This window comes from Streptomyces sp. ATCC 21386, from assembly GCF_018728545.1.
Lineage (GTDB): Bacteria > Actinomycetota > Actinomycetes > Streptomycetales > Streptomycetaceae > Streptomyces.
Window position 1 is genome coordinate 3,774,238 of record NZ_JAAVVL010000001.1, and the last position, 25,363, is coordinate 3,799,600.

General features: G+C 70.0%; 24 protein-coding genes. 21 read left to right on the plus strand and 3 right to left on the minus strand.

The window, feature by feature from the left end; translation table 11 throughout:
• Positions 1-17: 17 nt before the first annotated feature.
• Both GWK25_RS16515 and GWK25_RS16520 read right to left on the minus strand, forming a co-directional pair.
• Positions 18-1,247 (minus strand): DUF349 domain-containing protein, encoded by a 1,230-nt coding sequence (locus GWK25_RS16515; RefSeq protein WP_215450968.1) that lies wholly within the window; start codon positions 1,245-1,247, stop codon positions 18-20.
• Positions 1,248-1,382: 135 nt separating this feature from the next.
• Positions 1,383-2,228, minus strand: a complete 846-nt coding sequence (locus GWK25_RS16520) for a peptidylprolyl isomerase (RefSeq protein ID WP_215450969.1) — start codon at positions 2,226-2,228, stop codon at positions 1,383-1,385.
• A gap of 167 nt (positions 2,229-2,395) precedes the next feature.
• Between GWK25_RS16520 and GWK25_RS16525 the strand changes: the two genes are divergently transcribed.
• The 20 genes from GWK25_RS16525 to nusB all read left to right on the plus strand — a co-directional run bounded on the left by GWK25_RS16525 (position 2,396) and on the right by nusB (position 23,824).
• A complete protein-coding gene (locus GWK25_RS16525; protein WP_215450970.1) occupies positions 2,396-3,115 on the plus strand; it encodes an MBL fold metallo-hydrolase in 720 nt (239 codons plus the stop codon).
• A 13-nt stretch (positions 3,116-3,128) separates the two neighbouring features.
• Positions 3,129-4,391 carry a histidine--tRNA ligase gene (hisS, locus tag GWK25_RS16530; protein ID WP_215450971.1) on the plus strand — a complete coding sequence of 421 codons (1,263 nt, stop codon included), beginning with the start codon at positions 3,129-3,131 and terminating at the stop codon, positions 4,389-4,391.
• 147 nt (positions 4,392-4,538) lie between these two features.
• Positions 4,539-5,177 (plus strand): vitamin K epoxide reductase family protein, encoded by a 639-nt coding sequence (locus GWK25_RS16535; protein ID WP_215450972.1) that lies wholly within the window; start codon positions 4,539-4,541, stop codon positions 5,175-5,177.
• A gap of 66 nt (positions 5,178-5,243) precedes the next feature.
• Complete coding sequence (locus GWK25_RS16540) at positions 5,244-6,599, plus strand: replication-associated recombination protein A (protein ID WP_215450973.1); 1,356 nt, start codon at positions 5,244-5,246, stop codon at positions 6,597-6,599.
• Positions 6,600-6,902: 303 nt separating this feature from the next.
• The gene (gene rpsD, locus GWK25_RS16545; protein ID WP_033532580.1) at positions 6,903-7,517 is read left to right on the plus strand and encodes a 30S ribosomal protein S4; all 615 of its coding nucleotides are present in this window, start codon (positions 6,903-6,905) and stop codon (positions 7,515-7,517) included.
• Between the two features lie 195 nt (positions 7,518-7,712).
• Complete coding sequence (locus GWK25_RS16550; RefSeq protein ID WP_215457399.1) at positions 7,713-8,159, plus strand: DUF948 domain-containing protein; 447 nt, start codon at positions 7,713-7,715, stop codon at positions 8,157-8,159.
• Between the two features lie 7 nt (positions 8,160-8,166).
• Positions 8,167-8,541, plus strand: coding sequence for a hypothetical protein (locus GWK25_RS16555; protein ID WP_215450974.1), 375 nt, complete (start codon positions 8,167-8,169; stop codon positions 8,539-8,541).
• Complete coding sequence (gene alaS, locus GWK25_RS16560) at positions 8,541-11,213, plus strand: alanine--tRNA ligase (protein ID WP_215450975.1); 2,673 nt, start codon at positions 8,541-8,543, stop codon at positions 11,211-11,213. The genes GWK25_RS16555 and alaS overlap by 1 nt, the downstream gene beginning before the upstream one ends.
• A 38-nt stretch (positions 11,214-11,251) precedes the next feature.
• Positions 11,252-11,716, plus strand: coding sequence for a Holliday junction resolvase RuvX (gene ruvX / locus GWK25_RS16565; RefSeq protein WP_215457400.1), 465 nt, complete (start codon positions 11,252-11,254; stop codon positions 11,714-11,716).
• Positions 11,717-11,840: 124 nt separating this feature from the next.
• Complete coding sequence (mltG, locus tag GWK25_RS16570; RefSeq protein WP_215450976.1) at positions 11,841-13,649, plus strand: endolytic transglycosylase MltG; 1,809 nt, start codon at positions 11,841-11,843, stop codon at positions 13,647-13,649.
• A complete protein-coding gene (locus GWK25_RS16575; protein ID WP_215450977.1) occupies positions 13,646-14,485 on the plus strand; it encodes a shikimate dehydrogenase in 840 nt (279 codons plus the stop codon). The genes mltG and GWK25_RS16575 overlap by 4 nt, the downstream gene beginning before the upstream one ends.
• Before the next feature lie 129 nt (positions 14,486-14,614).
• A complete protein-coding gene (locus GWK25_RS16580) occupies positions 14,615-16,822 on the plus strand; it encodes a xanthine dehydrogenase family protein molybdopterin-binding subunit (protein WP_215450978.1) in 2,208 nt (735 codons plus the stop codon).
• A gap of 29 nt (positions 16,823-16,851) precedes the next feature.
• Positions 16,852-17,310, plus strand: coding sequence for a (2Fe-2S)-binding protein (locus GWK25_RS16585; protein ID WP_215450979.1), 459 nt, complete (start codon positions 16,852-16,854; stop codon positions 17,308-17,310).
• A 214-nt stretch (positions 17,311-17,524) separates the two neighbouring features.
• Positions 17,525-18,709, plus strand: coding sequence for a chorismate synthase (gene aroC, locus GWK25_RS16590; protein ID WP_215450980.1), 1,185 nt, complete (start codon positions 17,525-17,527; stop codon positions 18,707-18,709).
• A gap of 32 nt (positions 18,710-18,741) precedes the next feature.
• Entirely contained in the window at positions 18,742-19,224 is a 483-nt protein-coding gene (locus tag GWK25_RS16595; protein WP_184898716.1) for a shikimate kinase, read from the plus strand.
• A complete protein-coding gene (gene aroB, locus GWK25_RS16600; protein WP_215450981.1) occupies positions 19,221-20,312 on the plus strand; it encodes a 3-dehydroquinate synthase in 1,092 nt (363 codons plus the stop codon). Before GWK25_RS16595 ends, aroB begins: the two co-directional genes overlap by 4 nt.
• Positions 20,313-20,489: 177 nt before the next feature.
• A complete protein-coding gene (locus GWK25_RS16605; protein WP_215450982.1) occupies positions 20,490-21,482 on the plus strand; it encodes an AAA family ATPase in 993 nt (330 codons plus the stop codon).
• A gap of 172 nt (positions 21,483-21,654) precedes the next feature.
• Positions 21,655-22,761 (plus strand): aminopeptidase P family protein, encoded by a 1,107-nt coding sequence (locus GWK25_RS16610; protein ID WP_215450983.1) that lies wholly within the window; start codon positions 21,655-21,657, stop codon positions 22,759-22,761.
• A gap of 59 nt (positions 22,762-22,820) precedes the next feature.
• Positions 22,821-23,387: an elongation factor P gene (gene efp / locus GWK25_RS16615; protein ID WP_033532566.1), complete on the plus strand. Its 567-nt coding sequence runs from the start codon at positions 22,821-22,823 to the stop codon at positions 23,385-23,387.
• A 2-nt stretch (positions 23,388-23,389) separates the two neighbouring features.
• Complete coding sequence (gene nusB, locus GWK25_RS16620; RefSeq protein ID WP_215450984.1) at positions 23,390-23,824, plus strand: transcription antitermination factor NusB; 435 nt, start codon at positions 23,390-23,392, stop codon at positions 23,822-23,824.
• Positions 23,825-24,037: 213 nt separating this feature from the next.
• On the opposite strand, the gene bldD is transcribed toward nusB, so the two are convergent.
• The gene (gene bldD, locus GWK25_RS16625) at positions 24,038-24,538 is read right to left on the minus strand and encodes a transcriptional regulator BldD (RefSeq protein WP_027751102.1); all 501 of its coding nucleotides are present in this window, start codon (positions 24,536-24,538) and stop codon (positions 24,038-24,040) included.
• A 219-nt stretch (positions 24,539-24,757) separates the two neighbouring features.
• Here bldD and pyrR point away from each other — a divergent pair, with 219 nt between their 5' ends.
• A complete protein-coding gene (pyrR, locus tag GWK25_RS16630) occupies positions 24,758-25,354 on the plus strand; it encodes a bifunctional pyr operon transcriptional regulator/uracil phosphoribosyltransferase PyrR (protein ID WP_215450985.1) in 597 nt (198 codons plus the stop codon).
• Positions 25,355-25,363 lie beyond the last annotated feature (9 nt).

Sequence of the window (25,363 nt, forward strand, 5' to 3'; positions counted from 1 at the left end):
CACATGTGCCTTCGACGTCAGCCGCCGAACTCCTGCAGACCCTTCAGCGCCTGGTCCAGCAGCGCCTGGCGGCCGTCGAGCTCACGCTGGAGCTTGTCGGCCTTGGCGTTGTTGCCCTGGGCACGGGCGGCCTCGATCTGCGCCTTCAGCTTGTCGACGGCGGCCTGCAGCTGGCCCGTGAGACCGGCCGCGCGGGCGCGGGCCTCCGGGTTGGTGCGGCGCCACTCCGCCTCCTCGGCCTCCTGGATCGCCCGCTCGACCGCGTGCATCCGCCCCTCGACCTTCGGACGGGCGTCACGCGGCACGTGGCCGATGGCCTCCCACCGCTCGTTGACCGAGCGGAAGGCGGCACGGGCGGCCTTCAGATCCGTCACCGGCAGGATCTTCTCAGCCTCTCCGGCCAGCTCCTCCTTGAGCTTGAGGTTCTCCGACTGCTCCGCGTCACGCTCGGCGAACACCGAGCTGCGGGCGGCGAAGAAGACGTCCTGGGCGCCGCGGAAGCGGTTCCACAGGTCGTCCTCGTGCTCGCGCTGGGCGCGGCCGGCGGCCTTCCAGTCGGTCATCAGCTCGCGGTAGCGCGCGGCCGTCGGACCCCAGTCCGTCGAGTTCGACAGCGCCTCGGCCTCCGCGACCAGCCTCTCCTTGGTCTTGCGGGCGTCCTCGCGCTGCGCGTCGAGCTGCGCGAAGTGGGCCTTGCGACGCTTGGAGAACGCCGAGCGGGCGTGCGAGAAGCGGTGCCACAGCTCGTCGTCGGACTTGCGGTCCAGACGCGGCAGACCCTTCCAGGTGTCCACCAGCGCCCGCAGCCGCTCACCGGCGGCCCGCCACTGATCGGACTGCGCCAACTCCTCCGCCTCGGTGACCAGCGCCTCCTTGGCGTGCCGGGCCTCGTCGGACTGCTTGGCCCGCTGCTGCTTGCGCTCCTCGCGGCGTGCCTCGACGGTCTCGACGAGCTTGTCCAGCCGTACCTTGAGCGCGTCCAGGTCACCGACCGCGTGGTGCGCGTCGACCTGCTCGCGAATGTGGTCGATCGCGGTCTGGGCGTCCTTCGCCGACAGGTCGGTGGTCTTGACGCGCTTCTCGAGGAGGCCGATCTCGACAACCAGGCCTTCGTACTTGCGCTCGAAATAGGCCAGCGCCTCCTCGGGGGAGCCTGCCTGCCAGGAACCGACGACCTGCTCGCCGTCGGCCGTACGCACGTACACGGTCCCCGTCTCGTCGACGCGGCCCCACGGGTCGCTGCTCACAGCGCCTCCTCCACATGATGCCTGCGAGGGGCCTCAGCACCCCCGGGCATCGTCCACAGTTTCGTCACGGCCAACATAGGCGACCGGCGGGTTGCCTGTCCGCATCCCGCGCGACCGAAATTTCACTGGTGGCGGTCAGGATTTCTTGACAGTCGCCTTGTTGATTACCACCGTCGCGTTGGGTGCCGTGTTGCCGGTCTGGGGGTCCGCGGGCTGGGCCCCGGCGTCGGCGATCTTCTTCAGGACCTTCATGCCGTCCTTGGAGACGGTGCCGAACGGTGTGTAGTTGGCCGGCAGCGGACTGTCCTGGGTGACCAGGAAGAACTGGCTGCCGCCGCTGTTCTTGCCCTGGCCCGTCTGCGCGTTGAACTGGTTCGCCATCGCGACCGTGCCCGCCGGGTACACGTCGCCCTTCAGACGCGGGTCCTTGAGGTTCTCGTCCGGGATCGTGTAGCCGGGACCGCCCGTACCGGTGCCCTGCGGGTCACCGCACTGCAGGACGTAGATGCCCTCCGTGGTGAGACGGTGGCACTTGGTGTGGTCCAAGTACCCCTTGTTCACCAGGAAGTCGAACGAGTTCACGGTGCGCGGAGCCTTCGCCGCGTCCATCGTTATGGGGATGGAACCACAGGTCGTCTGCAGATCCATCGTGTACTTCGCGGTCTTGTCGATGGTGAGCGCGGGTTCCTTCTTGAAGGTGAGTTCCTTCACCTTGCCCTCGGTCGGCTTCTCGCACGGGTCCGGCGCCTTGCTGGGCGACGGGCTCGCACTCGCGTCCGCGCTCACGTTGTCCTTCTTGTCGTCGCCCTTGAGGACGTCGGTGGTGTAGAGCGCCACACTGCCCACCAGGATCACACCGAGCACCGAAGCGATCGCCGCGTTGCGGACTCGTGCCTTGCGTCGCGCGGACGTGCGCCGCTGCTGCTGCCGCAAGAACTTCTCCCGGGCGAGCTGACGCCGCCGCTGATCCTGGCTGACCACGGGGTTCTCTCCTCATGCGTCTCGTACGTCGACGGGTGCGTCGCGCGTCCGTTGAGTGGACTGATTGCGTGTGACCCGTACCGTATATGGGTTCGCTGAGGAAACGGCAGCGCCGGTAGGCTCTGATCCACAGCAACCCACCCTCGTACGCCACAAGAAGGACGATCGTGCTCATTGCCGGGTTCCCCGCCGGGGCCTGGGGGACCAACTGTTATCTGGTCGCCCCCGCCGCCGGTGAGGAGTGCGTGATCATCGACCCGGGCCACCAGGCCACCCAGGGAGTCGAGGAGACGCTGAAGAAGCATCGGCTCAAGCCCGTCGCCGTCGTCCTCACCCACGGCCACCTCGACCATGTGGCCTCGGTCGTCCCGGTGTGCGGCGCGCACGACGTACCGGCGTGGATCCACCCCGAGGACCGGTACATGATGAGCGACCCGGAGAAGGCGCTCGGCCGGTCCATCGGCATGCCGCTCATGGGCGAGCTGACCGTGGGGGAGCCGGACGACGTCAAGGAGCTGACCGACGGCGCCAAGCTGGAGCTGGCCGGTCTGGAGCTGTCCGTCGCGCACGCGCCCGGCCATACCAAGGGGTCGGTGACCTTCCGGATGCCCGAGAACACGGAGATCCCCTCCGTGTTCTTCTCCGGGGATCTGCTCTTCGCCGGCTCCATCGGACGCACCGACCTGCCCGGCGGTGACATGGCCGAGATGCTCGACTCGCTGGCCCGCGTGTGCCTGCCGCTCGACGACTCGACCGTGGTGCTGTCCGGCCACGGCCCCCAGACGACCATCGGCCAGGAGCGCGCCACCAACCCGTATCTGCGGCAGGTGGCGGACGCCGGCGGCCAGGGAGCGGGTCCGACGACCCCTCCCCGACGAGGAATGTGACGAGAGACCTTCCGTGACCACCTTTCAGGCCCCCAAGGGCACGTACGACCTGTTGCCCCCGGACAGCGCCAAGTACCTGGCCGTCCGCGAGGCCATCGCCGCGCCCCTGCGCGACTCCGGCTACGGCTACATCGAGACGCCCGGCTTCGAGAGCGTCGAGCTGTTCGCGCGCGGTGTGGGTGAGTCCACCGACATCGTGACCAAGGAGATGTACGCCTTCGAGACCAAGGGCGGCGACAGGCTCGCCCTGCGCCCCGAGGGCACCGCGTCCGTCCTGCGCGCGGCCCTGGAGGCCAACCTCCACAAGGTCGGCAACCTCCCGGTCAAGCTCTGGTACTCCGGCTCGTACTACCGCTACGAGCGCCCCCAGAAGGGCCGCTACCGCCACTTCTCCCAGGTGGGCGCCGAGGCGATCGGCGCCGAGGACCCGGCCCTGGACGCCGAGCTGATCATCCTGGCGGACCAGGCGTATCGCTCGCTGGGCCTGAGGAACTTCCGCATCCTGCTCAACAGCCTGGGCGACAAGGAGTGCCGTCCCGTCTACCGGGCGGCGCTGCAGGAGTTCCTGCGCGGCCTCGACCTCGACGAGGACACGCTCCGCCGCGCGGAGATCAACCCGCTGCGCGTCCTCGACGACAAGCGCGAGTCGGTCCAGAAGCAGCTCGGGGACGCCCCCCTGCTGCGCGACTACCTCTGCGACGCCTGCAAGGCGTACCACGAGGAGGTGCGCGAGCTGATCACGGGCGCGGGCGTCGCCTTCGAGGACGACCTCAAGCTGGTGCGCGGCCTCGACTACTACACCCGGACGACCTTCGAGTTCGTCCACGACGGTCTGGGCTCGCAGTCCGCGGTGGGCGGCGGCGGCCGCTACGACGGCCTCTCCGAGATGATCGGCGGCCCCGCGCTGCCCTCGGTCGGCTGGGCGCTCGGCGTCGACCGGACCGTCCTCGCCCTGGAGGCGGAGGGCGTCGAGCTCGAACTCCCCGCCGCCACCAGCGTGTTCGCCGTCCCGCTCGGCGACCAGGCCCGCCGGCTGCTGTTCACCAAGGTCACCGAACTGCGCAAGGTGGGCATCGCGGCCGACTTCGCCTACGGCGGCAAGGGCCTGAAGGGCGCGATGAAGAACGCCAACCGCAGCGGCGCGCGCTACACGATCGTGGCCGGCGAGCGCGACCTCGCCGAGGGCGTCGTCCAGCTCAAGGACATGGAGTCCGGGGAGCAGGTCGCCGTCGGCGTGAACGAGATCGTGGCCGAGCTGGAGGCCCGACTGGGCTGAGTTCGAACCGTTGTCGCCCTCGTCGCCCTTTACGGGTGGCGGGGGCGACTTTTACGTCCAGCGAACGCTGCGCGCGCGAGGGTGTACGGCACAATGACCGTGCCCCAGCGGCCCCTTCGACGCTACGGAATCGACGGAATCGACGTGATGAGCAAGACGACAGTCAGGGACGTCTCGACCACCGACCGGGAACGCACCGAGACCCCGCGCACGGTGGGCGGAAGCCGGGCCTTCGCGATCCTGCTGCTGATCACCGGTGCGGCCGGGCTGCTCGCCTCCTGGGTCATCACGCTCGACAAGTTCAAGCTGCTGCAGGACCCGAACTTCACCCCCGGGTGCAGCCTCAACCCGGTCGTCTCCTGCGGCAACATCATGAAGAGCGACCAGGCCTCCGTCTTCGGTTTCCCCAACCCGATGCTCGGGCTCGTCGCCTACGGCATCGTCATCTGCGTCGGCGTGAGCCTGCTCGCCAGGGCCACCTACCCGCGCTGGTACTGGCTGACCTTCAACGCGGGCACCGCGTTCGGCGTCGGCTTCGTGACCTGGCTCCAGTACCAGTCGCTCTACAACATCAACTCGCTCTGCCTCTGGTGCTGCCTCGCCTGGGTGGCCACCATCCTGATGTTCTGGTACGTCACGTCCTCCAACATCCGCAACGGGTTCCTGCCCGCCCCCGGCTGGCTGAAGGGCTTCTTCGCCGAGTTCACCTGGGTCCTGCCCGTGATGCACATCGGCATCATCGGCATGCTGATCCTGACCCGCTGGTGGGACTTCTGGACCAGCTGACCGGCGGCTCCCGCGGGGACGGCCGCCGGGGCCGGGCTGTCGGTGGCGTGACATAGGGTTTTCCGTGTGGAGCCCGATCTGTTCACCGCCGCAGCCGAAGAACGCCAGGAGAAGGACCCGGCCGCCAGCCCCCTGGCCGTACGGATGCGCCCGCGCACCCTGGACGAGGTCGTGGGCCAGCAGCACCTGCTGAAGCCCGGCTCACCCCTGCGCAGACTGGTCGGCGAGTCCGGCGGCGGCCCCGCCGGCCCCTCCTCGGTGATCCTCTGGGGCCCGCCCGGCACCGGCAAGACGACCCTGGCGTACGTCGTCTCCAAGGCCACCAACAAGCGGTTCGTGGAGCTCTCCGCGATCACCGCCGGGGTCAAGGAGGTCCGCGCGGTGATCGAGGGCGCCCGCCGCGCCACCGGCGGCTTCGGCAAGGAGACCGTCCTCTTCCTCGACGAGATCCACCGCTTCAGCAAGGCCCAGCAGGACTCCCTCCTCCCGGCCGTCGAGAACCGCTGGGTCACCCTGATCGCGGCGACCACGGAGAACCCGTACTTCTCGGTGATCTCCCCGCTGCTGTCCCGCTCCCTGCTCCTCACCCTGGAACCGCTCACCGACGACGACCTGCGCGGCCTGCTCCAGCGCGCCCTCACCGACGAGCGCGGCCTGAAGGGCGCCGTCACCCTCCCCGAGGACACCGAGGCGCACCTCCTGCGGATCGCCGGCGGCGACGCCCGCCGCGCCCTGACCGCCCTGGAGGCCGCGGCCGGCGCGGCCCTCGACAAGGGGGAGGGGGAGATCGGTCTCCAGACGCTGGAGGAGACCGTCGACCGCGCCGCCGTGAAGTACGACCGCGACGGCGACCAGCACTACGACGTGGCCAGCGCCCTGATCAAGTCCATCCGCGGTTCGGACGTCGACGCCGCGCTGCACTACCTGGCCCGGATGATCGAGGCCGGTGAGGACCCGCGGTTCATCGCCCGCCGCCTGATGATCTCCGCCAGCGAGGACATCGGCCTGGCCGATCCGAACGCCCTGCCCATAGCCGTCGCGGCCGCCCAGGCCGTCGCCATGATCGGCTTCCCCGAGGCGGCGCTCACCCTCAGCCACGCCACCATCGCCCTCGCCCTGGCCCCGAAGTCGAACGCGGCGACGACGGCCATCGGCGCGGCCATGGAGGACGTGAGGAAGGGCCTGGCCGGCCCCGTGCCCCCGCACCTGCGGGACGGGCACTACAAGGGCGCGGCCAAGCTCGGGCACGCCCAGGGGTATGTGTACCCGCACGACCTGCCCGAGGGGATCGCCGCCCAGCAGTACGCGCCGGACGCCATCAAGGAGCGGGAGTACTACACCCCGACCCGGCACGGCGCCGAGGCCCGGTACGCCGACGCGGTGGAGTGGACCAGGAAGAACCTCGGTCGGAAGCAGTCCTGAACCCCCTGTAGACTCCTGCACAGTGCTGCGTCCCGTGTCCGGCTCCGGTCGGCGCCTCAGGCGGGACATCCAGCCGGATCTTCGGATCCAGGAGCGTCGCGCACCGTCGTAGGTGTCGCGGGCCGCCCACCACCACCCGGATTCCCGGGACCGGTCGGTGGGCCGTTCGTGTGCTGCACGTATGTGCCCAGACCAGGGGAGCGGCTGCCCGGCAAGTCCCCAGCGGACCTGACGGGATTCCCCGGCTGCGGATGCGACCTCCCGTAACCCTGAGGCAGCCGAATTGAAGGAAAAGGAAAAGAAGTGGCGAACCAGTCCCGCCCCAAGGTCAAGAAGTCGCGTGCCCTCGGCATCGCGCTGACCCCGAAGGCCGTCAAGTACTTCGAGGCCCGCCCCTACCCGCCGGGTGAGCACGGCCGCGGCCGCAAGCAGAACTCGGACTACAAGGTCCGTCTGCTCGAGAAGCAGCGTCTGCGCGCGCAGTACGACGTGTCCGAGCGCCAGCTCGTCCGCGCCTACGAGCGTGCCTCCAAGGTCCAGGGCAAGACCGGTGAGGCCCTGATCATCGAGCTCGAGCGCCGTCTCGACGCGCTGGTCCTGCGTTCGGGCATCGCCCGCACGATCTACCAGGCCCGCCAGATGGTCGTCCACGGCCACATCGAGGTCAACGGCCACAAGGTCGACAAGCCGTCCTTCCGCGTCAAGCCGGACGACGTCGTCATGGTCCGTGAGCGCAGCCGTCAGAAGCCGCTGTTCGAGGTCGCCCGCGAGGGTGGCTTCGCCGCCGACGGCGAGACCCCGCGCTACCTCCAGGTGAACCTGAAGGCCCTGGCCTTCCGCCTGGACCGCGACCCGAACCGCAAGGAGATCCCGGTCATCTGCGACGAGCAGCTCGTCGTCGAGTACTACGCCCGTTGATCCTCTTTCGACGGACGTAGTACACACGCACCGAGCGTCAGCCCGTCGTCCCACCGCCCTCCAGGGCGGGCGGGACGGCGGGCTGACGCCTTGGTGCGGTAGGCATTAATGCGGTACTGAGCGATCGCCGCGGCGCGATAGGCTCGGGACACGACTTTCGACGTTCAGGCATGTTCCAGGGAGCGGGTGCAGACAGTGTCCGGTGGAGAGGTGGCCGGGATCCTGGTGGCCGTCTTCTGGGCGATCCTGGTCTCCTTCCTCGCCGTCGCGTTGGCGAGGCTGGCCCAGACGCTCAAGGCGACCACCAAGCTCGTCGCGGACGTGACCGACCAGGCCGTCCCCCTCCTCGCCGACGCGTCCACCGCGGTCCGCTCCGCGCAGACCCAGATCGAGCGGGTCGACGCCATCGCGTCCGACGTCCAGGAGGTCACGTCGAACGCCTCGGCGCTCTCCACGACCGTCGCGTCCACCTTCGGCGGCCCCCTCGTGAAGGTCGCCGCCTTCGGCTACGGCGTACGCCGGGCCATGGGCGGCCGACGGGAGGGCGAGCCCGCCGAGGAACGGCGTCGTACCGTGATCGTGGGACGCACCGTTCCGGGCACGCGCCGGAGCAGGCGTGACACCCGTGGAAAGAAGGACTGACCGAGCGATGTTCCGCCGTACGTTCTGGTTCACCACAGGGGTCGCCGCCGGCGTGTGGGCCACCACCAAGGTCAACCGCAAGCTGAAGCAGCTCACCCCCGAGCACCTCGCCACCCAGGCCGCGCACAAGGCGGTCGAGGCGGGCCACCGGATCAAGGACCGGGCCGTCCACTTCGCGCTCGACGTCCGCGACAACATGGCCCAGCGGGAGGCCGAGTTGGGCGAGGCACTCGGGATCGAGGTCAACCCCGACACCTACCCGGAGCTTCCGGCCCCGCGGCGTGTCGTCGCCATCGAGAACAGCAACACCCCGAAGTACAGCAGGAATTCGAGGTACGCCGACAACTCGTCGTACCCGTACAACCGGAATGAGGACCACTGATGGAGTCGGCCGAGATTCGTCGCCGCTGGTTGAGCTTCTTCGAGGAGCGCGGTCACACCGTTGTCCCTTCGGCGTCGCTCATCGCGGACGACCCGACTCTGCTCCTGGTCAACGCGGGCATGGTTCCGTTCAAGCCGTACTTCCTGGGTGAGGTCAAGCCCTCCTTCGCCCGCGCCACCAGCGTGCAGAAGTGCGTCCGTACGCCGGACATCGAAGAGGTCGGCAAGACCACCCGGCACGGCACGTTCTTCCAGATGTGCGGCAACTTCTCCTTCGGCGACTACTTCAAGGAAGGCGCCATCAAGCACGCCTGGGAGCTGCTCACCAGCCCTCAGGACAAGGGTGGTTACGGCCTGGAGCCGGAGAAGCTCTGGATCACCGTCTACAAGGACGACGACGAGGCCGAGCGCATCTGGCACGAGCAGATCGGCGTGCCCAAGGAGCGCATCCAGCGCCTCGGCATGAAGGACAACTACTGGTCCATGGGCGTCCCCGGCCCGTGCGGCCCGTGCTCCGAGATCAACTACGACCGCGGCCCCGAGTTCGGCGTCGAGGGCGGCCCGGCCGTCAACGACGAGCGGTACGTGGAGATCTGGAACCTGGTCTTCATGCAGTACGAGCGCGGCGAGGGCACCTCCAAGGAGGACTTCGAGATCCTCGGCGAGCTGCCCAGCAAGAACATCGACACGGGCCTCGGCCTGGAGCGCCTCGCCATGATTCTGCAGGGCGTGCAGAACATGTACGAGATCGACACCTCCATGGCCGTCATCAACAAGGCCACCGAGCTGACCGGCGTCCGCTACGGCGACGCCCACGAGTCCGACGTCTCCCTGCGTGTGGTCACCGACCACATCCGCACCGCCGTGATGCTCATCGGCGACGGCGTCACCCCCGGCAACGAGGGGCGCGGCTACGTCCTGCGCCGCATCATGCGCCGCGCCATCCGCAACATGCGCCTCCTCGGCGCCACAGGCCCGGTCGTCAAGGACCTCATCGACGTCGTCATCGGCATGATGGGGCAGCAGTACCCCGAGCTGATCACCGACCGCGAGCGCATCGAGAAGGTCGCCCTCGCCGAGGAGAACGCCTTCCTCAAGACGCTGAAGGCCGGCACCAACATCCTCGACACCGCCGTGACCGAGACCAAGGCCACCGGTGGCCGGGTCCTCGCCGGCGACAAGGCCTTCCTGCTCCACGACACCTGGGGCTTCCCCATCGACCTCACCCTGGAGATGGCGGCCGAACAGGGCCTCTCCGTGGACGAGGACGGCTTCCGCCGCCTGATGAAGGAGCAGAGGGACCGCGCCAAGGCCGACGCCCGTGCCAAGAAGACCGGTCACGCCGACCTCGGCGCCTACCGGGAGATCGCCGACGCCGCCGGCGAGACCGAGTTCATCGGCTACTCGGACACCGAGGGCGAGTCCACGGTCGTCGGCATCCTCGTCGACGGGCTCTCCTCGCCCGCCGCCACCGAGGGCGACGAGGTCGAGATCGTCCTCGACCGCACCCCGTTCTACGCCGAGGGCGGTGGCCAGATCGGCGACACCGGCCGGATCAAGGTCGATTCCGGTGCCGTCATCGAGATCCGCGACTGCCAGAAGCCGGTCCCGGGCGTCTACGTCCACAAGGGCGTCGTCCAGGTCGGCGAGGTGACCGTCGGCGCCAAGGCCCAGGCCTCGATCGACAGCCGCCGCCGTACGGCCATCGCCCGCGCCCACTCGGCCACCCACCTCACCCACCAGGCCCTGCGCGACGCCCTCGGCCCGACGGCCGCCCAGGCCGGTTCCGAGAACCAGCCCGGCCGCTTCCGCTTCGACTTCGGCTCCCCGTCCGCCGTTCCGACGGCCGTGATGACCGATGTCGAGCAGAAGATCAACGAGGTGCTCTCCCGCGACCTGGACGTCCACGCGGAGATCCTGAGCCTCGACGAGGCCAAGAAGCAGGGCGCCATCGCCGAGTTCGGCGAGAAGTACGGCGAGCGCGTCCGCGTCGTCACGATCGGCGACTTCTCCAAGGAGCTGTGCGGCGGCACGCACGTCCACAACACCTCGCAGCTCGGCCTGGTCAAGCTGCTCGGTGAGTCCTCGATCGGTTCCGGTGTGCGCCGTATCGAGGCTCTGGTCGGCGTCGACGCCTACAACTTCCTCGCCCGTGAGCACACGGTGGTCGCCCAGCTCCAGGAACTGATCAAGGGCCGCCCGGAGGAGCTTCCGGAGAAGGTCTCCGCCATGCTCGGCAAGCTGAAGGACGCCGAGAAGGAGATCGAGAAGTTCCGCGCCGAGAAGGTGCTGCAGGCCGCCGCCGGTCTCGCCGAGTCCGCCAAGGACGTCTCCGGCGTCGCTCTCGTGACCGGACAGGTCCCGGACGGCACCACCGCCGACGACCTCCGCAAGCTCGTCCTCGACGTGCGGGGACGCATCCAGGGCGGCCGGGCCGTCGTGGTCGCCCTGTTCACCGTCGTGAACGGCAAGCCGCTGACGGTCATCGCCACCAACGAGGCCGCCCGCGAGCGTGGCCTGAAGGCCGGTGACCTGGTCCGTACGGCCGCCAAGACGCTCGGCGGCGGCGGTGGCGGTAAGCCGGACGTCGCCCAGGGCGGTGGCCAGAACCCGGCCGCCGTCGGCGAGGCCGTGGACGCGGTCGAGCGCCTGGTCGCCGAGACGGCCAAGTGAGCACCACGGATCACACGAGCGCAGGTGACGGTCCGGCCATGCGTCGTGGCCGTCGCCTCGCGATCGACGTCGGGGACGCCCGTATCGGGGTCGCCTCCTGCGACCCCGACGGGATCCTCGCCACCCCCGTCGAGACGGTGCCCGGACGCGATGTCCCGGCGGCTCAGCGCCGATTGAGACAACTGGTCGACGAATACGTACCTATCGAAGTGATCGTCGGTCTGCCACGCTCTCTGAAAGGCGGAGAGGGCCCGGCCGCGGTCAAGGTACGGGGTTTCGCCCAGGAGTTGGCCCGCATGATCGCGCCCATTCCGGTCAGACTCATCGACGAGAGGATGACTACAGTGACGGCCGGTCAAGGACTTCGTGCCTCGGGTGTGAAATCCAAGAAGGGCAGGTCGGTCATCGACCAGGCAGCGGCGGTGATCATCCTGCAACAAGCGCTGGAATCCGAACGGGCGTCAGGCAAAGCACCGGGCGAGGGCGTCGAAGTGGTCATCTGATCGCGATACGGTAACGTTCCGCGCGATGTGGTGGCCTTCGAACAGCCACCGCACAAAAAGAGGCGGGGACGACAGCCGAGCCACAGGCCCCGCGTGACCGCCGCCTCGCGGCTCTAGGGGATCGATGACTGAGTATGGCCGGGGCCCAGGCTCCGAACCGTGGCATCCGGACGACCCGTTGTACGGGGACGGCGGATGGGACGGACAGCAGGCCCAGGGGGGCCAGCAGTCCGCCTACGGCGGCCAGCCGCAGCAGGACTACCCGGAGCAGCAGCAGTACCAGCAGCACTACGGAAACGGCAACGGCCACGGCGGCTGGGGCAACGGCCACCAGGACGGCTATGCCCAGCAGCAGTACCAGCAGGAGTACGGCGACCCGGGGCAGCAGTACCCCGGCCAGCAGCAGCCCCAGCACCACCAGCAGTACACCGGCCATGGTGAGCAGCAGTACGGCCAGGTCAACGGGGGCTGGAACGACGGAACTGCCCAGCACCCGCAGGGCGCTTACGCCGCCGACCCGAACGACCCCTACGGGGCACAGCAGCAGGCGAACGCCTACGGGGGCGGCGACCAGCAGGACTTCTACGGGACGCCGGAGGCGTATCCGCCGCCGGAGCCGCCTGCTCGCAGTCGCGTGGAGACCCGGCCCGCCCCGGCTCCGGAGCCCGAGGCGGAGGAGCCGCAGGCCGCCGAGCGGACCGACTGGGACCCCGGGCCGGACCAGGGCGAGCACGCGTTCTTCGCGGGTGGCGGCGATGACGACGACGATGACGAGGCGAAGGGCCGCGGCGGCCGGGGTGACCGGAAGGGCCGCGGCGGAAAGTCCAAGAAACCGGGCAAGGGCGGCAAGAAGCGTCGCAGTGGATGCGCCTGCCTGGTGGTCGTCATGGTCTTCGGCGGCGGCTTCGCCGGTGTGAGCTACTTCGGCTACCAGTTCTTCCAGAGCCGCTTCGGTGAGGCCCCGGATTACTCGGGCAACGGCACGAACGAGACGGTCACGATCACGGTGGCCAAGGGTGAATTCGGGTCGGTGATCGGGCAGAAGCTGAAGAGGGCCGGGGTCGTCAAGAGTGTGGACGCCTTCACGGCCGCGCTGGCGCAGAATCCCGAGAGAGATCGGATTCAGGCCGGTGTTTATCTGCTCAAGAAAGAGATGTCCGCCGCAAGCGCCATCGCCCTGATGCTTGACCCGAAGAGCCAGAACAACTTCACCGTCACCGAAGGTGAACGGAACAACTCGGTCTACGCGAAGATCGACAAGGAGTTGGGTCTCGACAAGGGAACGACCAAGGAGACCGCGGAGAAGAAGTTCGACACCCTCGGTCTGCCCAAGTGGGCGAACGACAATGACGAGATCAAGGATCCGCTGGAAGGATTCCTCTACCCCTCCACGTATCCGGTCGCCAAGGGCATGAAGCCCGAGCAGGTCCTCAAGGAAATGATCGCCCTGGCGAAGGCGAAGTACGAGCAGTTCGATCTGGCCGGCAAGGCCAAGGAACTGAAGCTCGAGAATCCGCTTCAGGTCCTCACTGTCGCGAGCCTCGTACAGGCCGAGGGAAACAACGAGAAGGACTACAGGAAGATCGCGCGGGTCGTCTACAACCGCCTTGAGCCCAACAACGCGGAGACGGCCGGTCTGCTCGACTTCGACTCGACGGTCAATTACCTGCGCGGTGAATCCAAGTTGGCGACAGGCTCGGTCGACTCGCTGCGACGGATCGACGACCCGTACAACACCTACAAGGTGTATGGATTGCCGCCCGGGCCGATCGGGAATCCCGGCGACGAGGCGATCGAGGGAGCCCTCAAGCCGGCCAAGGGCGACTGGTACTACTTCGTGTCGATCAACGAGGACGAGACGCTCTTCGCCGTGACCAACGAGGAGCACAACAAGAACCGCAGGAAGTACCAGGAAGCGCAGAACGCACAATGAGCCGCACCGCCAGCAAGAGCCGCGCCGCCGTGCTCGGTTCGCCCATCGCCCACTCGCTCTCGCCGGTGCTGCACCGGGCCGCCTACGCCGAACTCGGGCTCACCGACTGGTCGTACGACCGCTTCGAGGTCGACGAGGCGGCGTTGCCCGGGTTCGTCGAGCAGCTCGGGCCGGAGTGGGCGGGTCTGTCGCTGACGATGCCGCTCAAGAGGGCGGTCATCCCGCTGCTGGACGAGATCACCGAGACGGCCACCTCCGTCGAGGCCGTCAACACGCTGGTGTTCACCGAGGACGGACGGCGCGTAGGCGACAACACGGATATCCCCGGCATGGTGGCCGCCCTGCGGGAGCGCGGCATCGAGCAGGTGGAGTCGGCGGCGGTCCTCGGCGCGGGCGCCACCGCCTCCTCCGCGCTGGCCGCGCTCGCCCGGATCTGCACCGGTGAGGTCGTGGCGTACGTCCGGAGCGAGGCGCGGGCCGCCGAGATGCGGCAGTGGGGCGAGCGGCTGGACGTCGAGGTGCGTACGGCGGACTGGGCGGATGCCGAGCGGGCGTTGACCGCTCCGCTGGTCATCGCCACGACGCCGGCCGGGGCGACGGACGTGCTCTCCGGTGCGGTGCCGGAGCGGCCGACGACGCTGTTCGACGTGCTGTATCACCCGTGGCCGACGGAGCTCGCCGCCCGCTGGTCGGCCTACGGCGGTGCCGTCGTCAGTGGGCTCGACCTGCTCGTCCACCAGGCGGTTCTGCAGGTCGAGCAGATGACGGGGTGCAAGACGGCGCCGGTGGCGGCGATGCGGACGGCGGGGGAGCGGGCGCTGGCCGAGCGCGGCTGAGGGAGGCTGAGCGAGGGCGGGCATCCCGCGTGTGTTGATCCTGTGTGAACCCCTTGTACCGAGGGGTAACCAGCGGCGATCATCACGGGGCGGCCCGGCGACGCAGGCGGGGCGTTGAACGGAGCCCCCATGTCACGTCACTCCCGGCGCAGGTTTCTCACGTATCTGGTGGCCGCGCCCACGCTCGCGGTCGCGACCAAGATCGGTCTGGACGTCTACGAGCCCGCCGGCGCCGAGGCGGCGATCCCCACTCTGCCCGCGCCGGCGGATCTGGTGGACCTCGGCGATCTGCTGATCCTGGCGGGGGCGCCGACGGCGCACATGCTGGTGCTGAGGGTCGACGAGGAGGGCGTGGCCCATTTCCGGCTGCCGCGCGAGGAGGTCGGGCAGGGGCTCACCACGGCTGTGGCGATGCTGGTGGCGGAGGAGTTGGACACCCCGCTCGACCAGGTCAGGATCCAACTGGACGATGCGCGGCCGGAGTTGCTGTTCAACCAGCTCACCGGAAGCTCCAACTCCATCCGCTCGCTGTACGACCCCGTGCGGCACACGGCGGCCGCCGCGCGGGCACGGTTGGTCCGTGCCGCCGCGAAACAATGGGGGTTGGCGGCGCGTGAGTTGACGGTACGTCAGGGAGTCGTCGTGGCGCCGGACGGGCGCACCGCCTCCTACGGCTCACTGTCGGTGGCCGCCGCCACCCTCGACCTCGGCTCCCTCACCGTCACGCCGAAGAAGGAGTCGGAGCGCACGCTCGTCGGCACCCCCACCTCACGCATCGACGCCCGCGCCCTGGTCACCGGCAAACAGGCCTACACCCTCGACCTCGACGTGCCCGGGGCCAAGCCGTGCATGGTCCGCAGGCCGCCGACGATCAACGGCACGGTGAAGGCGGTGAACAACGCGGCCGTCGTACGGGCCATGCCCGGCGTGCTCGACGTGGTGACCATCGACACGGGCGTGGCCGTCGTCGCGGAAACGTTCGGGCAGGCCCTCGACGGCAAGGAGGCGCTGGACGTCACCTGGGGTCCCGGGAGCGTCGACGCGCTCTCGGACCACGGCATCAGGGCCAGGCTGAAGGCGGCCACACCCTCGCTGGACGTCCTCGGGCTGCTGGTGAAGAAGGTGGAGGGCGAGTTCGACTTCGCGTTCGCCAGTCACGCGCCGCTGGAGACCAACTCGGCCGTCGCGGACGTACGGGAGGACCGGGCCGAGATCTGGTCCGGGCTGAAGTCCCCGATCGTCGCGCAGGCCGCCATCGCCAAGGCCGTCGGGCTTCCGGTGTCCAAGGTGAAGGTCCATGTCGTGCAGTCGGGCGGGTCCTTCGGGCGGCGGCTCTTCTACGACGCGGCTCTGGAAGCCGCCGTGGTGTCCAAGAAGAGCGGGCGACCCGTGCGGCTGATGTGGTCCCGCATCGACGACATGCGGCACGGGCGGATGCGTCCCGCCACCCACCACCGGGTCCGGGCCACCTACGCGGCCGGGCAGGTCCTCACCTTCACCCACCAGGTGGCGGCGGTGGAGACCGACTTCCGGCACGGCCTCGGCGACGCGATCACCGCCGCCGCGGCGAGCCTGCCGTCCGGCGTCGGGAACGCGACCTTCGCCCAGACACTGTTCCTGACCACGGTCAAGTCCCCGTACAACTTCGGGGTCACCACCCAGGCGCTCACCGAGGTGCCGATCAGGATGCACACCGGGTCGTGGCGCTCGGTGTACTCCGCGAACACCCGCGGGGCCGAGGAGATCATCGTCGACGAGCTGGCGGCGAAGCTGGGCAAGGACCCGGTCGCCTTCCGGCGCGAGTTCCTGAAGACCGCGCGTCAGCGGGCCGTGCTCGACAAGGTCGCGAAGGAAGGGGACTGGGGGCGCGGCCTCCCGGACGGCTGGGCCCAGGGGGTCGCCTTCCATGACGAGTACAAGGCCTGCACGGCCTGTCTGGTCGAGATCGACGCGACCGATCCGAAGAAACCCCGGGTGACCAAGGCCGTCATCGCGGCGGACGTGGGCCGGGTGATCAACCCGCGCGGCCTGGAGGCCCAGCTGCTCGGCGGGCTCACGGACGCCATCTCCACCACCCTGCGGGCCGGGCTCCACATCGACGAGGGGCTGCCGCTGGAGGGCAGCTACTCCCAGTTCCACTACGCCCGCCAGAAGGACTCGCCGAGGGACGTGAGGATCTTCGTCATCGAGGGAGCCGACGAACCGGGCGGCGCTGGTGAACTCGGAGTCCCAGCGGCCGTCGGCGCCGTCGCCAACGCCTACGCGCGCGCCACCGGCACCAAGCCGCGCAGCTTCCCCGTCAACTTCGACGTGGACTTCACGCCCTTCCCCCGCTGAGCCGGCCGGAGAATCCAGGAGCACCACCGATGCCCTCGCACACCTTCACCGTGAACGGTGAGACCGTCACCGTCCACGCCCCCGACGACCTGCCCCTGTTGTGGGCGCTGCGCGATCTGCTCGGCGTGCGCGGCCCCAAGTACGGCTGCGGCATCGACGTCTGCAAGGCCTGCACCAGCCACCTCGACGGCGAGGCCGTCCGGCCCTGTGTCGTGCCGGTCGCCGAGGCGGCGGGCCGTGAGGTCACCACCATCGAGGGGCTGGCCGACGGCGATCAGCTGCACCCCGTCCAGGAGGCGTGGCTGGAGCAGGACGTGGCCCAGTGCGGCTACTGCCAGCCCGGACAGATCATGGCCGCCGTCGCCCTGCTCAAGCGGACCAGCGACCCCACCGACGCCGACATCGACGAGATCGCCAACGTCTGCCGCTGCGGCACGTACTTCCGCATCCGTGAGGCGATCAAGAGCGCGGCGGCGAAGCTGGCGTGAGCGCGGCCGCGAAGACGGCGTGACCCGGCGGGGTGCTCCCTCCCGCGCCGCCCGGCCCGTCCGTCTGCTGGACCTGTGACCGGCCCGCGCCCCGGACGTGGGAGGATCGGAGGTGGCGGGCCGGGGCCGCGCACCCGGTAGCCGTCGCCGTACGCGAGGACGCGCGTACACGCAGGCAGGACGCAGTACCGGGCGCGAGCACTGAGGAGCACCGTTGAGCAGGTTGCGCTGGCTGACCGCGGGGGAGTCCCACGGTCCCGCACTTGTCGCGACGCTGGAGGGCCTTCCCGCCGGCGTGCCGATCACCACGGAGATGGTGGCGGACCACCTGGCCCGGCGGCGCCTGGGCTACGGACGCGGTGCCCGGATGAAGTTCGAGCGCGACGAGGTCACCTTCCTCGGCGGTGTGCGGCACGGCCTCACCATGGGCTCCCCGGTGGCGATCATGGTCGGGAACACCGAGTGGCCCAAGTGGGAGCAGGTCATGTCCGCCGACCCGGTCGACCCGGAGGTCCTGGCCGGACTCGCCCGCAACGCGCCCCTGACCCGCCCCCGGCCCGGTCACGCGGACCTGGCCGGTATGCAGAAGTACGGCTTCGACGAGGCCCGGCCGGTGCTGGAGCGGGCCTCCGCCCGGGAGACCGCCGCTCGTGTCGCCCTCGGCGCGGTGGCCAGGTCGTACCTGAAGGAGACGGCCGGGATCGAGATCGTCAGCCATGTGGTCGAGCTGGCGGCCGCCAAGGCCCCGCAGGGCGTGTACCCGACCCCGGCGGACGTGGACAGGCTGGACGCGGACCCGGTGCGCTGCCTGGACGCCGACGCGTCGAAGGCGATGGTCGCGGAGATCGACCAGGCCCACAAGGACGGCGACACCCTCGGCGGCGTCGTCGAGATCCTGGCCTACGGCGTGCCGGTCGGCCTCGGCTCGCACGTCCACTGGGACCGCAAGCTCGACGCCCGTCTCGCCGGGGCCCTGATGGGCATCCAGGCCATCAAGGGCGTCGAGATCGGCGACGGCTTCGAGCTGGCGCGGGTGCCCGGCTCCAAGGCGCACGACGAGATCGTGAACACCCCCGAGGGCATCCGCCGGGTCTCGGGCCGCTCCGGCGGCACCGAGGGCGGGCTCACCACCGGCGAGCTGCTGCGCGTCCGCGCGGCCATGAAGCCGATCGCGACCGTGCCGCGCGCCCTGCAGACCGTCGACGTGACCACGGGCGAGGCCGCGCAGGCCCACCACCAGCGCTCCGACGTCTCCGCCGTGCCGGCGGCCGGCATCGTCGCCGAGGCGATGGTGGCCCTGGTGCTGGCCGACGCGGTGGCCGAGAAGTTCGGCGGCGACAGCGTCACCGAGACGGCCCGCAACGTCCGCTCCTACCTCGACCACCTCGCGATCCGGTGAGCCCGGTGCCTCTGGTAGTCCTCGTCGGCCCCATGGGGGTGGGCAAGTCCACCGTCGGACAGCAGCTCGCCGAGCGGCTGGGCGTCGCCTACCGCGACACCGACGACGACATCGTGGCCGAGCAGGGCCGCGAGATCGCGGAGATCTTCGTCGACGAGGGCGAGCCCGCCTTCCGCGCCATCGAGAAGCGGGCCGTGCACACGGCGCTCGCGGGCCACGACGGCGTCCTCGCCCTCGGCGGCGGCGCGATCCTCGACGCCGACACCCGGGCCCTGCTCGTGGGACAGCGGGTCGTGTACCTCTCGATGGACGTCGAGGAGGCCGTCAAGCGCACCGGCCTCAACGCCGCACGCCCCCTCCTGGCCGTCAACCCCCGCAAGCAGTGGCGGGAGTTGATGGAGGCCCGGCGCAACCTCTACGAGGAGGTCGCCACGGCCGTCGTCGCCACCGACGGCCGCACGCCCGAGGAAGTCACCCGGGCGGTCCTGGACGCACTGGAGTTGAAGGAAGCATGAGCGAGACAGTGACCCGTATCCAGGTCGGCGGTACGGCGGGCACCGAGCCGTACGAGGTCCTGGTGGGGCGTCAACTCCTCGGCGAACTCGGTGGGCTGATCGGCAACCGGGCCAAGCGGGTCGCCGTGATCCACCCCGAGGCGCTGGCGGACACCGGGGAGGCGCTGCGCGCGGATCTGGCGGAGCAGGGCTTCGAGACCGTCGCGATCCAGGTGCCGAACGCGGAGGAGGCCAAGACCGCCGAGGTCGCCGCGTACTGCTGGAAGGCGCTCGGCCAGTCCGGGTTCACCCGCACCGACGTCATCGTCGGTGTCGGCGGCGGCGCCACCACGGACCTGGCCGGCTTCGTGGCGGCCACCTGGCTGCGCGGGGTCCGCTGGATCGCCATCCCCACCACCGTCCTCGCCATGGTGGACGCCGCCGTCGGCGGCAAGACCGGTATCAACACGGCCGAGGGCAAGAACCTGGTGGGCGCGTTCCACCCGCCGGCCGGGGTGCTGTGCGACCTGGCCGCGCTGGACTCCCTGCCGGTCAACGACTACGTCTCGGGCCTGGCCGAGATCATCAAGGCCGGCTTCATCGCCGACCCGGTGATCCTGGACCTGATCGAGTCCGACTCGCAGGCCGCCCGTACCCCCGCCGGGCCGCACACCTCGGAGCTGATCGAGCGGTCGATCCGGGTCAAGGCCGAGGTCGTCTCCGGCGACCTCAAGGAGTCCGGGCGCCGCGAGATCCTCAACTACGGGCACACCCTGGCCCACGCGATCGAGAAGAACGAGCGCTACCAGTGGCGGCACGGCGCGGCCGTGTCCGTCGGTATGCACTTCGCCGCCGAACTGGGCCGTCTGGCCGGCCGGTTGGACGACGCCACCGCCGACCGGCACCGCACGGTCCTGGAGTCCGTCGGGCTGCCGCTGACCTACCGCTACGACCAGTGGCCGAGGCTGCTGGAGACGATGAAGGTCGACAAGAAGTCCCGGGGCGACCTGCTGCGCTTCATCGTCCTGGACGGCCTGGCCAAGCCCACCGTCCTGGAGGGGCCCGACCCGGCGATCCTGCTCGCCGCCTACGGCGAAGTGGGCCAGTAACGCCCGCTCGGGCACCACTTGCCCGATTCGCCTTGTGTCCATGGCCACTTGGGCACTTCGGGCTGCCCCCGGCCGTTCACCAAACGACGGCCGGGGACGGTACCGTTCGGTGAGGGCGGGGTCGCGAGACCCCGCTCGCCAGTGTCGATGTGACTGTACGAGACGGAGTGGCACCGGATGCAGCACGCAGTGGGAGCTCCGCTGCCGCCGCCCCATCGGCCGGGGCAGGACCCGGCGGCCCCGTGGTCGCCGACCGCGAACCACCAGGGACACCCGGCATCCCCGCACCCCGCAGCGCCGGGCGCGAACCCGCCGGGGCAGCCCGGCGCGGGCCACCCCGTTCCCCCGGGCACGCACCCCGGCGCCGTACCGCCGCCCCCGCACGCACCGACGGCTCCGCCCAGCCCGGCCGCGCCCCCCGTCTCGGCACCCCCGCCCGCCCCTCCCGGCTCGGTGCCCCCCGCGCCGGGCTTCGCCGGCAGCCCCGGGCACCCGCACTCCGCCGCCCCCCAGCAGACGGCGATACCGAGGGACACCACCGGACACGTGCAACTGCCGCCGGGCGGCCCCGTCACCATGCCGCCGCCCGCCACCGGCGCCCCCGACGTCACGACCACCACACTCGCCGTCCTGCTCATCGGGCCCGCGGGGGCGGGCAAGACCAGCGTCGCCAAGTACTGGGCGGACCACCGCCGGGTGCCCACCGCGCACATCAGCCTGGACGACGTGCGCGAGTGGGTGCGCTCGGGCTTCGCGGACCCGCAGTCCGGGTGGAACGACAACTCCGAGGCGCAGTATCGTCTCGCCCGCCGCACCTGCGGCTTCTCCGCCAGGAACTTCCTGGCCAACGGCATCTCCTGCATCCTCGACGACGCCGTCTTCCCCGACCGCCCGGTCGTCGGCCTCGGCGGCTGGAAGAGGCACGTCGGCCCCGGCCTGCTCCCGGTCGTCCTCCTCCCGGGCCTGGAGATTGTCCTCGAACGCAACGCCGAGCGCTCGGGCAACCGCCGTCTCACCGACGAAGAGGTGGCCCGCATCCACGGCCGGATGGCGGGCTGGTACGGCTCGGGCCTCCCGATCATCGACAACTCCCAGCTGGATGTCCCGGCCACGGCGAGGGTCCTGGACGAGGTTCTGGCGAGGTCGATCGCCAGCCCTCCGAAGTGGTGACCACGTCCCTCTGAAGCCGCGCCCCGAAAGGGGCGCGGGGAACTGCGCGAACAACCCCCACCGGCCCGCACTCGGCACACGAGCCCCGCCACACCCCCGGGTCCCCGCAGATCGCCCCCCAGCTGGCCCCGCTCGACCGGCGGCTCTCCGCCGAAGCTCATACGCTCGGCACATGTCAGAGGTGTACGAGGCCCGCCGCGCCCGGCTCAGGGAACGCTGCCACTCCAGCGGCAGCGCCACCGCACTCGTCACGCGCCCCGCCAACATCCGGTATCTGGCGGGCGCGGCACCCGCGGGTGCCGTCCTCCTGCTGGGCGGGGGCGAGGACGTCCTGGTCTGCGGCGCACCCCCGCGAGGAGAGATCGGCGAGGGCCGGCCCGACGAGGCCGTACGCGTCCAGGTGCTGCCGAGCCCCGGTGGCGACCCGGCGGTCGCCGCCGCCGACCTGGTCACGGCGCTCGACGTCGAGTCGCTGGCCGTGGAGGAACACCACCTCACCGTGGCCCGCCACCGGGCGATCCGCTCGGTCGCACCCCGGCTGCGGCTGGCCGATCTCGGCGGCGCGGTCGAGCAGCTGAGAGTGATCAAGGACGAGGAGGAGGTCTCCTGCCTGCGGATCGGCGCGGAGATCGCCGACCAGGCCCTGGGCGAACTCCTCGAATCGATCCTCGTCGGCCGCACCGAGCGCCATCTCGCCCTGGAACTGGAGCGCCGCCTCGTCGACCACGGCGCCGACGGCCCCGCCTTCCGGACCTCCGTCGCCACCGGCCCGAACTCCGGCCGTCCCGGTCACGTCCCCACCGATCGACGGGTCGAGGAGGGCGACTTCCTCTCCGTCTGCCTCGGCGCGACCTACCGCGGCTACCGCTGTGAGATCGGCCGTACGTTCGTGATCGGCACCTCGCCCGCGGACTGGCAGATCGAGCTGTACGACCTGGTCTTCGCAGCCCAGAGGGCCGGACGGGAGGCGCTCGCACCCGGTGCGGCCTACCGTGCCGTGGACCGGGCGGCCCGCCAGGTCCTGGACTCGGCGGGGCACGGTGAGCGCCTCCCGCCGCTGATGGGGCACGGGGTCGGACTCGAAATCGACGAGGACCCGCAGTTGGCCCCTGCGGCCATGGGTAAACTGGACGCTTGCGTGCCGGTCACCGTCGAACCGGGGGTCCACCTCCCGGGCAGGGGCGGCGTCCGGATCGATGACACGCTCGTCGTACGCCCCGAGGCGGACGGCGGACCCGAGCTACTCACCATCACGACCAAGGAGCTGCTCGCGCTCTAGCTCATCGGCTGGGCGCGTGGCCCGGGGTCGTCCACGTCAGTCCAGGAGATTCCGCAACCGTGGCTTCCACGAACGACCTCAAGAACGGCCTGGTGCTCAAGCTCGAAGGCGGCCAGCTCTGGTCCGTCGTCGAGTTCCAGCACGTCAAGCCCGGCAAGGGCCCGGCCTTCGTGCGCACCAAGCTCAAGAACGTGCTCTCCGGCAAGGTCGTCGACAAGACGTTCAACGCCGGCGTCAAGGTCGAGACGGCCACTGTCGACAAGCGCGACATGCAGTTCTCCTACATGGACGGCGAGTACTTCGTCTTCATGGACATGGAGACCTACGACCAGCTCATGGTCGACCGCAAGGCCGTCGGCGACGCCGCCAACTTCCTGATCGAGGGCTTCACCGCCACCGTCGCGCAGCACGAGGGCGAGGTGCTCTTCGTGGAGCTGCCGGCCGCCGTCGAGCTCGTCATCCAGGAGACCGAGCCGGGCGTCCAGGGCGACCGCTCCACCGGTGGCACCAAGCCCGCCACCCTGGAGACCGGCCACCAGATCCAGGTGCCGCTCTTCATCACCACCGGTGAGAAGATCAAGGTCGACACCCGCACGAGCGACTACCTCGGCCGGGTGAACAGCTAACCGTGGCTGCCCGTAACACGGCCCGCAAGCGCGCCTTCCAGATCCTCTTCGAGGGCGACCAGCGCGGGGTCGACGTCCTGACCGTCCTCGCGGACTGGATCCGGCACGCCCACAGCGACACCCGTCAGCCGCCGGTCAGCGAGTACACCATGGAGCTGGTCGAGGGGTACGCCGAGCGCGCCAAGCGGATCGACGAGTTGATCGCGCAGTACTCGGTGGGGTGGACGCTCGACCGGATGCCGGTGGTGGACCGCAACATCCTGCGGCTCGGCGCGTACGAGCTGATCTGGGTGGACGCCACTCCGGACGCGGTGGTGCTGGACGAGATGGTGCAGCTGGCGAAGGAGTTCTCCACGGACGACTCACCGTCGTTCGTGAACGGGCTGCTCGGCCGGTTGAAGGACCTCAAGCCTTCGCTCCGCCGGGAAGCCGAGTAGCGGACGGCCGGACGGAGAGCGCCGTCGGGGTGCTGTGCGAAGCCGGCCGCGGGTGATCCGTGGCTGGTCGCGCAGTTCCCCGCACCCCTTGGGCGCTGTGCCGCTCCTCTGTGACCACGCGCCGTACGCCACACACAAAGCCGCCGGGGTGGCCCGAACCAACTGGTTCGGGCCACCCCGGCGGCACGTTTCTGCTGGGCTCCGCCCGGAGGGTCAGGCGTCCTCGTGGGAGACGGCGCGGCGTGCGTCCGCGTCCAGGACGCCCCAGCTGATCAGCTGCTCGGTGAGGACCGAGGGGGACTGGTCGTAGATGACGGCGAGTGTGCGCAGGTCGTCCTGGCGGATCGAGAGCACCTTGCCGTTGTAGTCACCGCGCTGGGACTGGATCGTCGCCGCGTAACGCTGGAGCGGGCCCGCCTTCTCGGCCGGCACGTGCGCCAGGCGCTCCAGGTCCAGGACGAGCTTCGGCGGCGGCTCGGCGGCGCCACCAGGGGTCGTCCCAGGAAGCAGCTCCTGCACGGGAACCCCGTAGAAGTCCGCCAGCTCCGCCAGGCGCTGCACGGTGACGGCGCGGTCGCCGCGCTCGTACGAACCGACCACGACCGCCTTCCAGCGTCCCTGGGACTTCTCCTCGACACCGTGGAGGGATAGGCCCTGCTGGGTGCGGATGGCCCGGAGCTTGGCCCCGAGCTGTTTGGCGTATTCGCTGGACATATAGCTCCCCGGACGAAGGCTGGTGACTCACTGTGAGGTTACGCAGCGTGACTCTGCCCCGTCAAGCCGAACGGTCCGGACCGACTCTTCCGTGGCAACCGCGTTCCCTTGGGCCAGGGGGGTGATCAGGGGCGTTGCGGGAGCCTGCTAACGTTGACGGCGCAAATCCGACGTCCTTTAAGGTCCGTCCCGTGAGGCGGAGAAGGAGGTCCGTTTCGTATGGACACGCACGACCCGCAAGCGAATCTGCCCCAGGACGCGCCGTCGTCCGATGCGCGGCCCGTTCTCGAAGGCCCCGACATCGCGCGCGTACTGACCCGCATCGCCCACGAGATCGTCGAACGCGCCAAGGGCGCCGACGACGTGGTGCTCCTCGGCATCCCGACCCGGGGCGTCTTCCTCGCGCAGCGGCTCGCCGCCAAGCTCGCGGAGATCACCGACCGCAAGATCCCGGTCGGCTCGCTCGACATCACCATGTACCGCGACGACCTGCGCATGCACCCGCCGCGTGCGCTGGCCCGCACCGAGATCCCCGGTGACGGCATCGACGGCCGCCTGGTCGTCCTCGTCGACGACGTGCTCTTCTCCGGCCGCACGATCCGCGCGGCGCTCGACGCGCTGAACGACATCGGCCGCCCGCGCGCCGTCCAGCTCGCGGTCCTCGTCGACCGGGGCCACCGCGAACTGCCCATCCGCGCCGACTACGTCGGTAAGAACCTCCCCACGTCGCTGCGGGAGACGGTCAAGGTCCAGCTCGCCGAGGAAGACGGTCGGGACACCGTCCTGCTCGGTGCGAAGCGGACCGCCCAGCAGTAGCACGCGCGC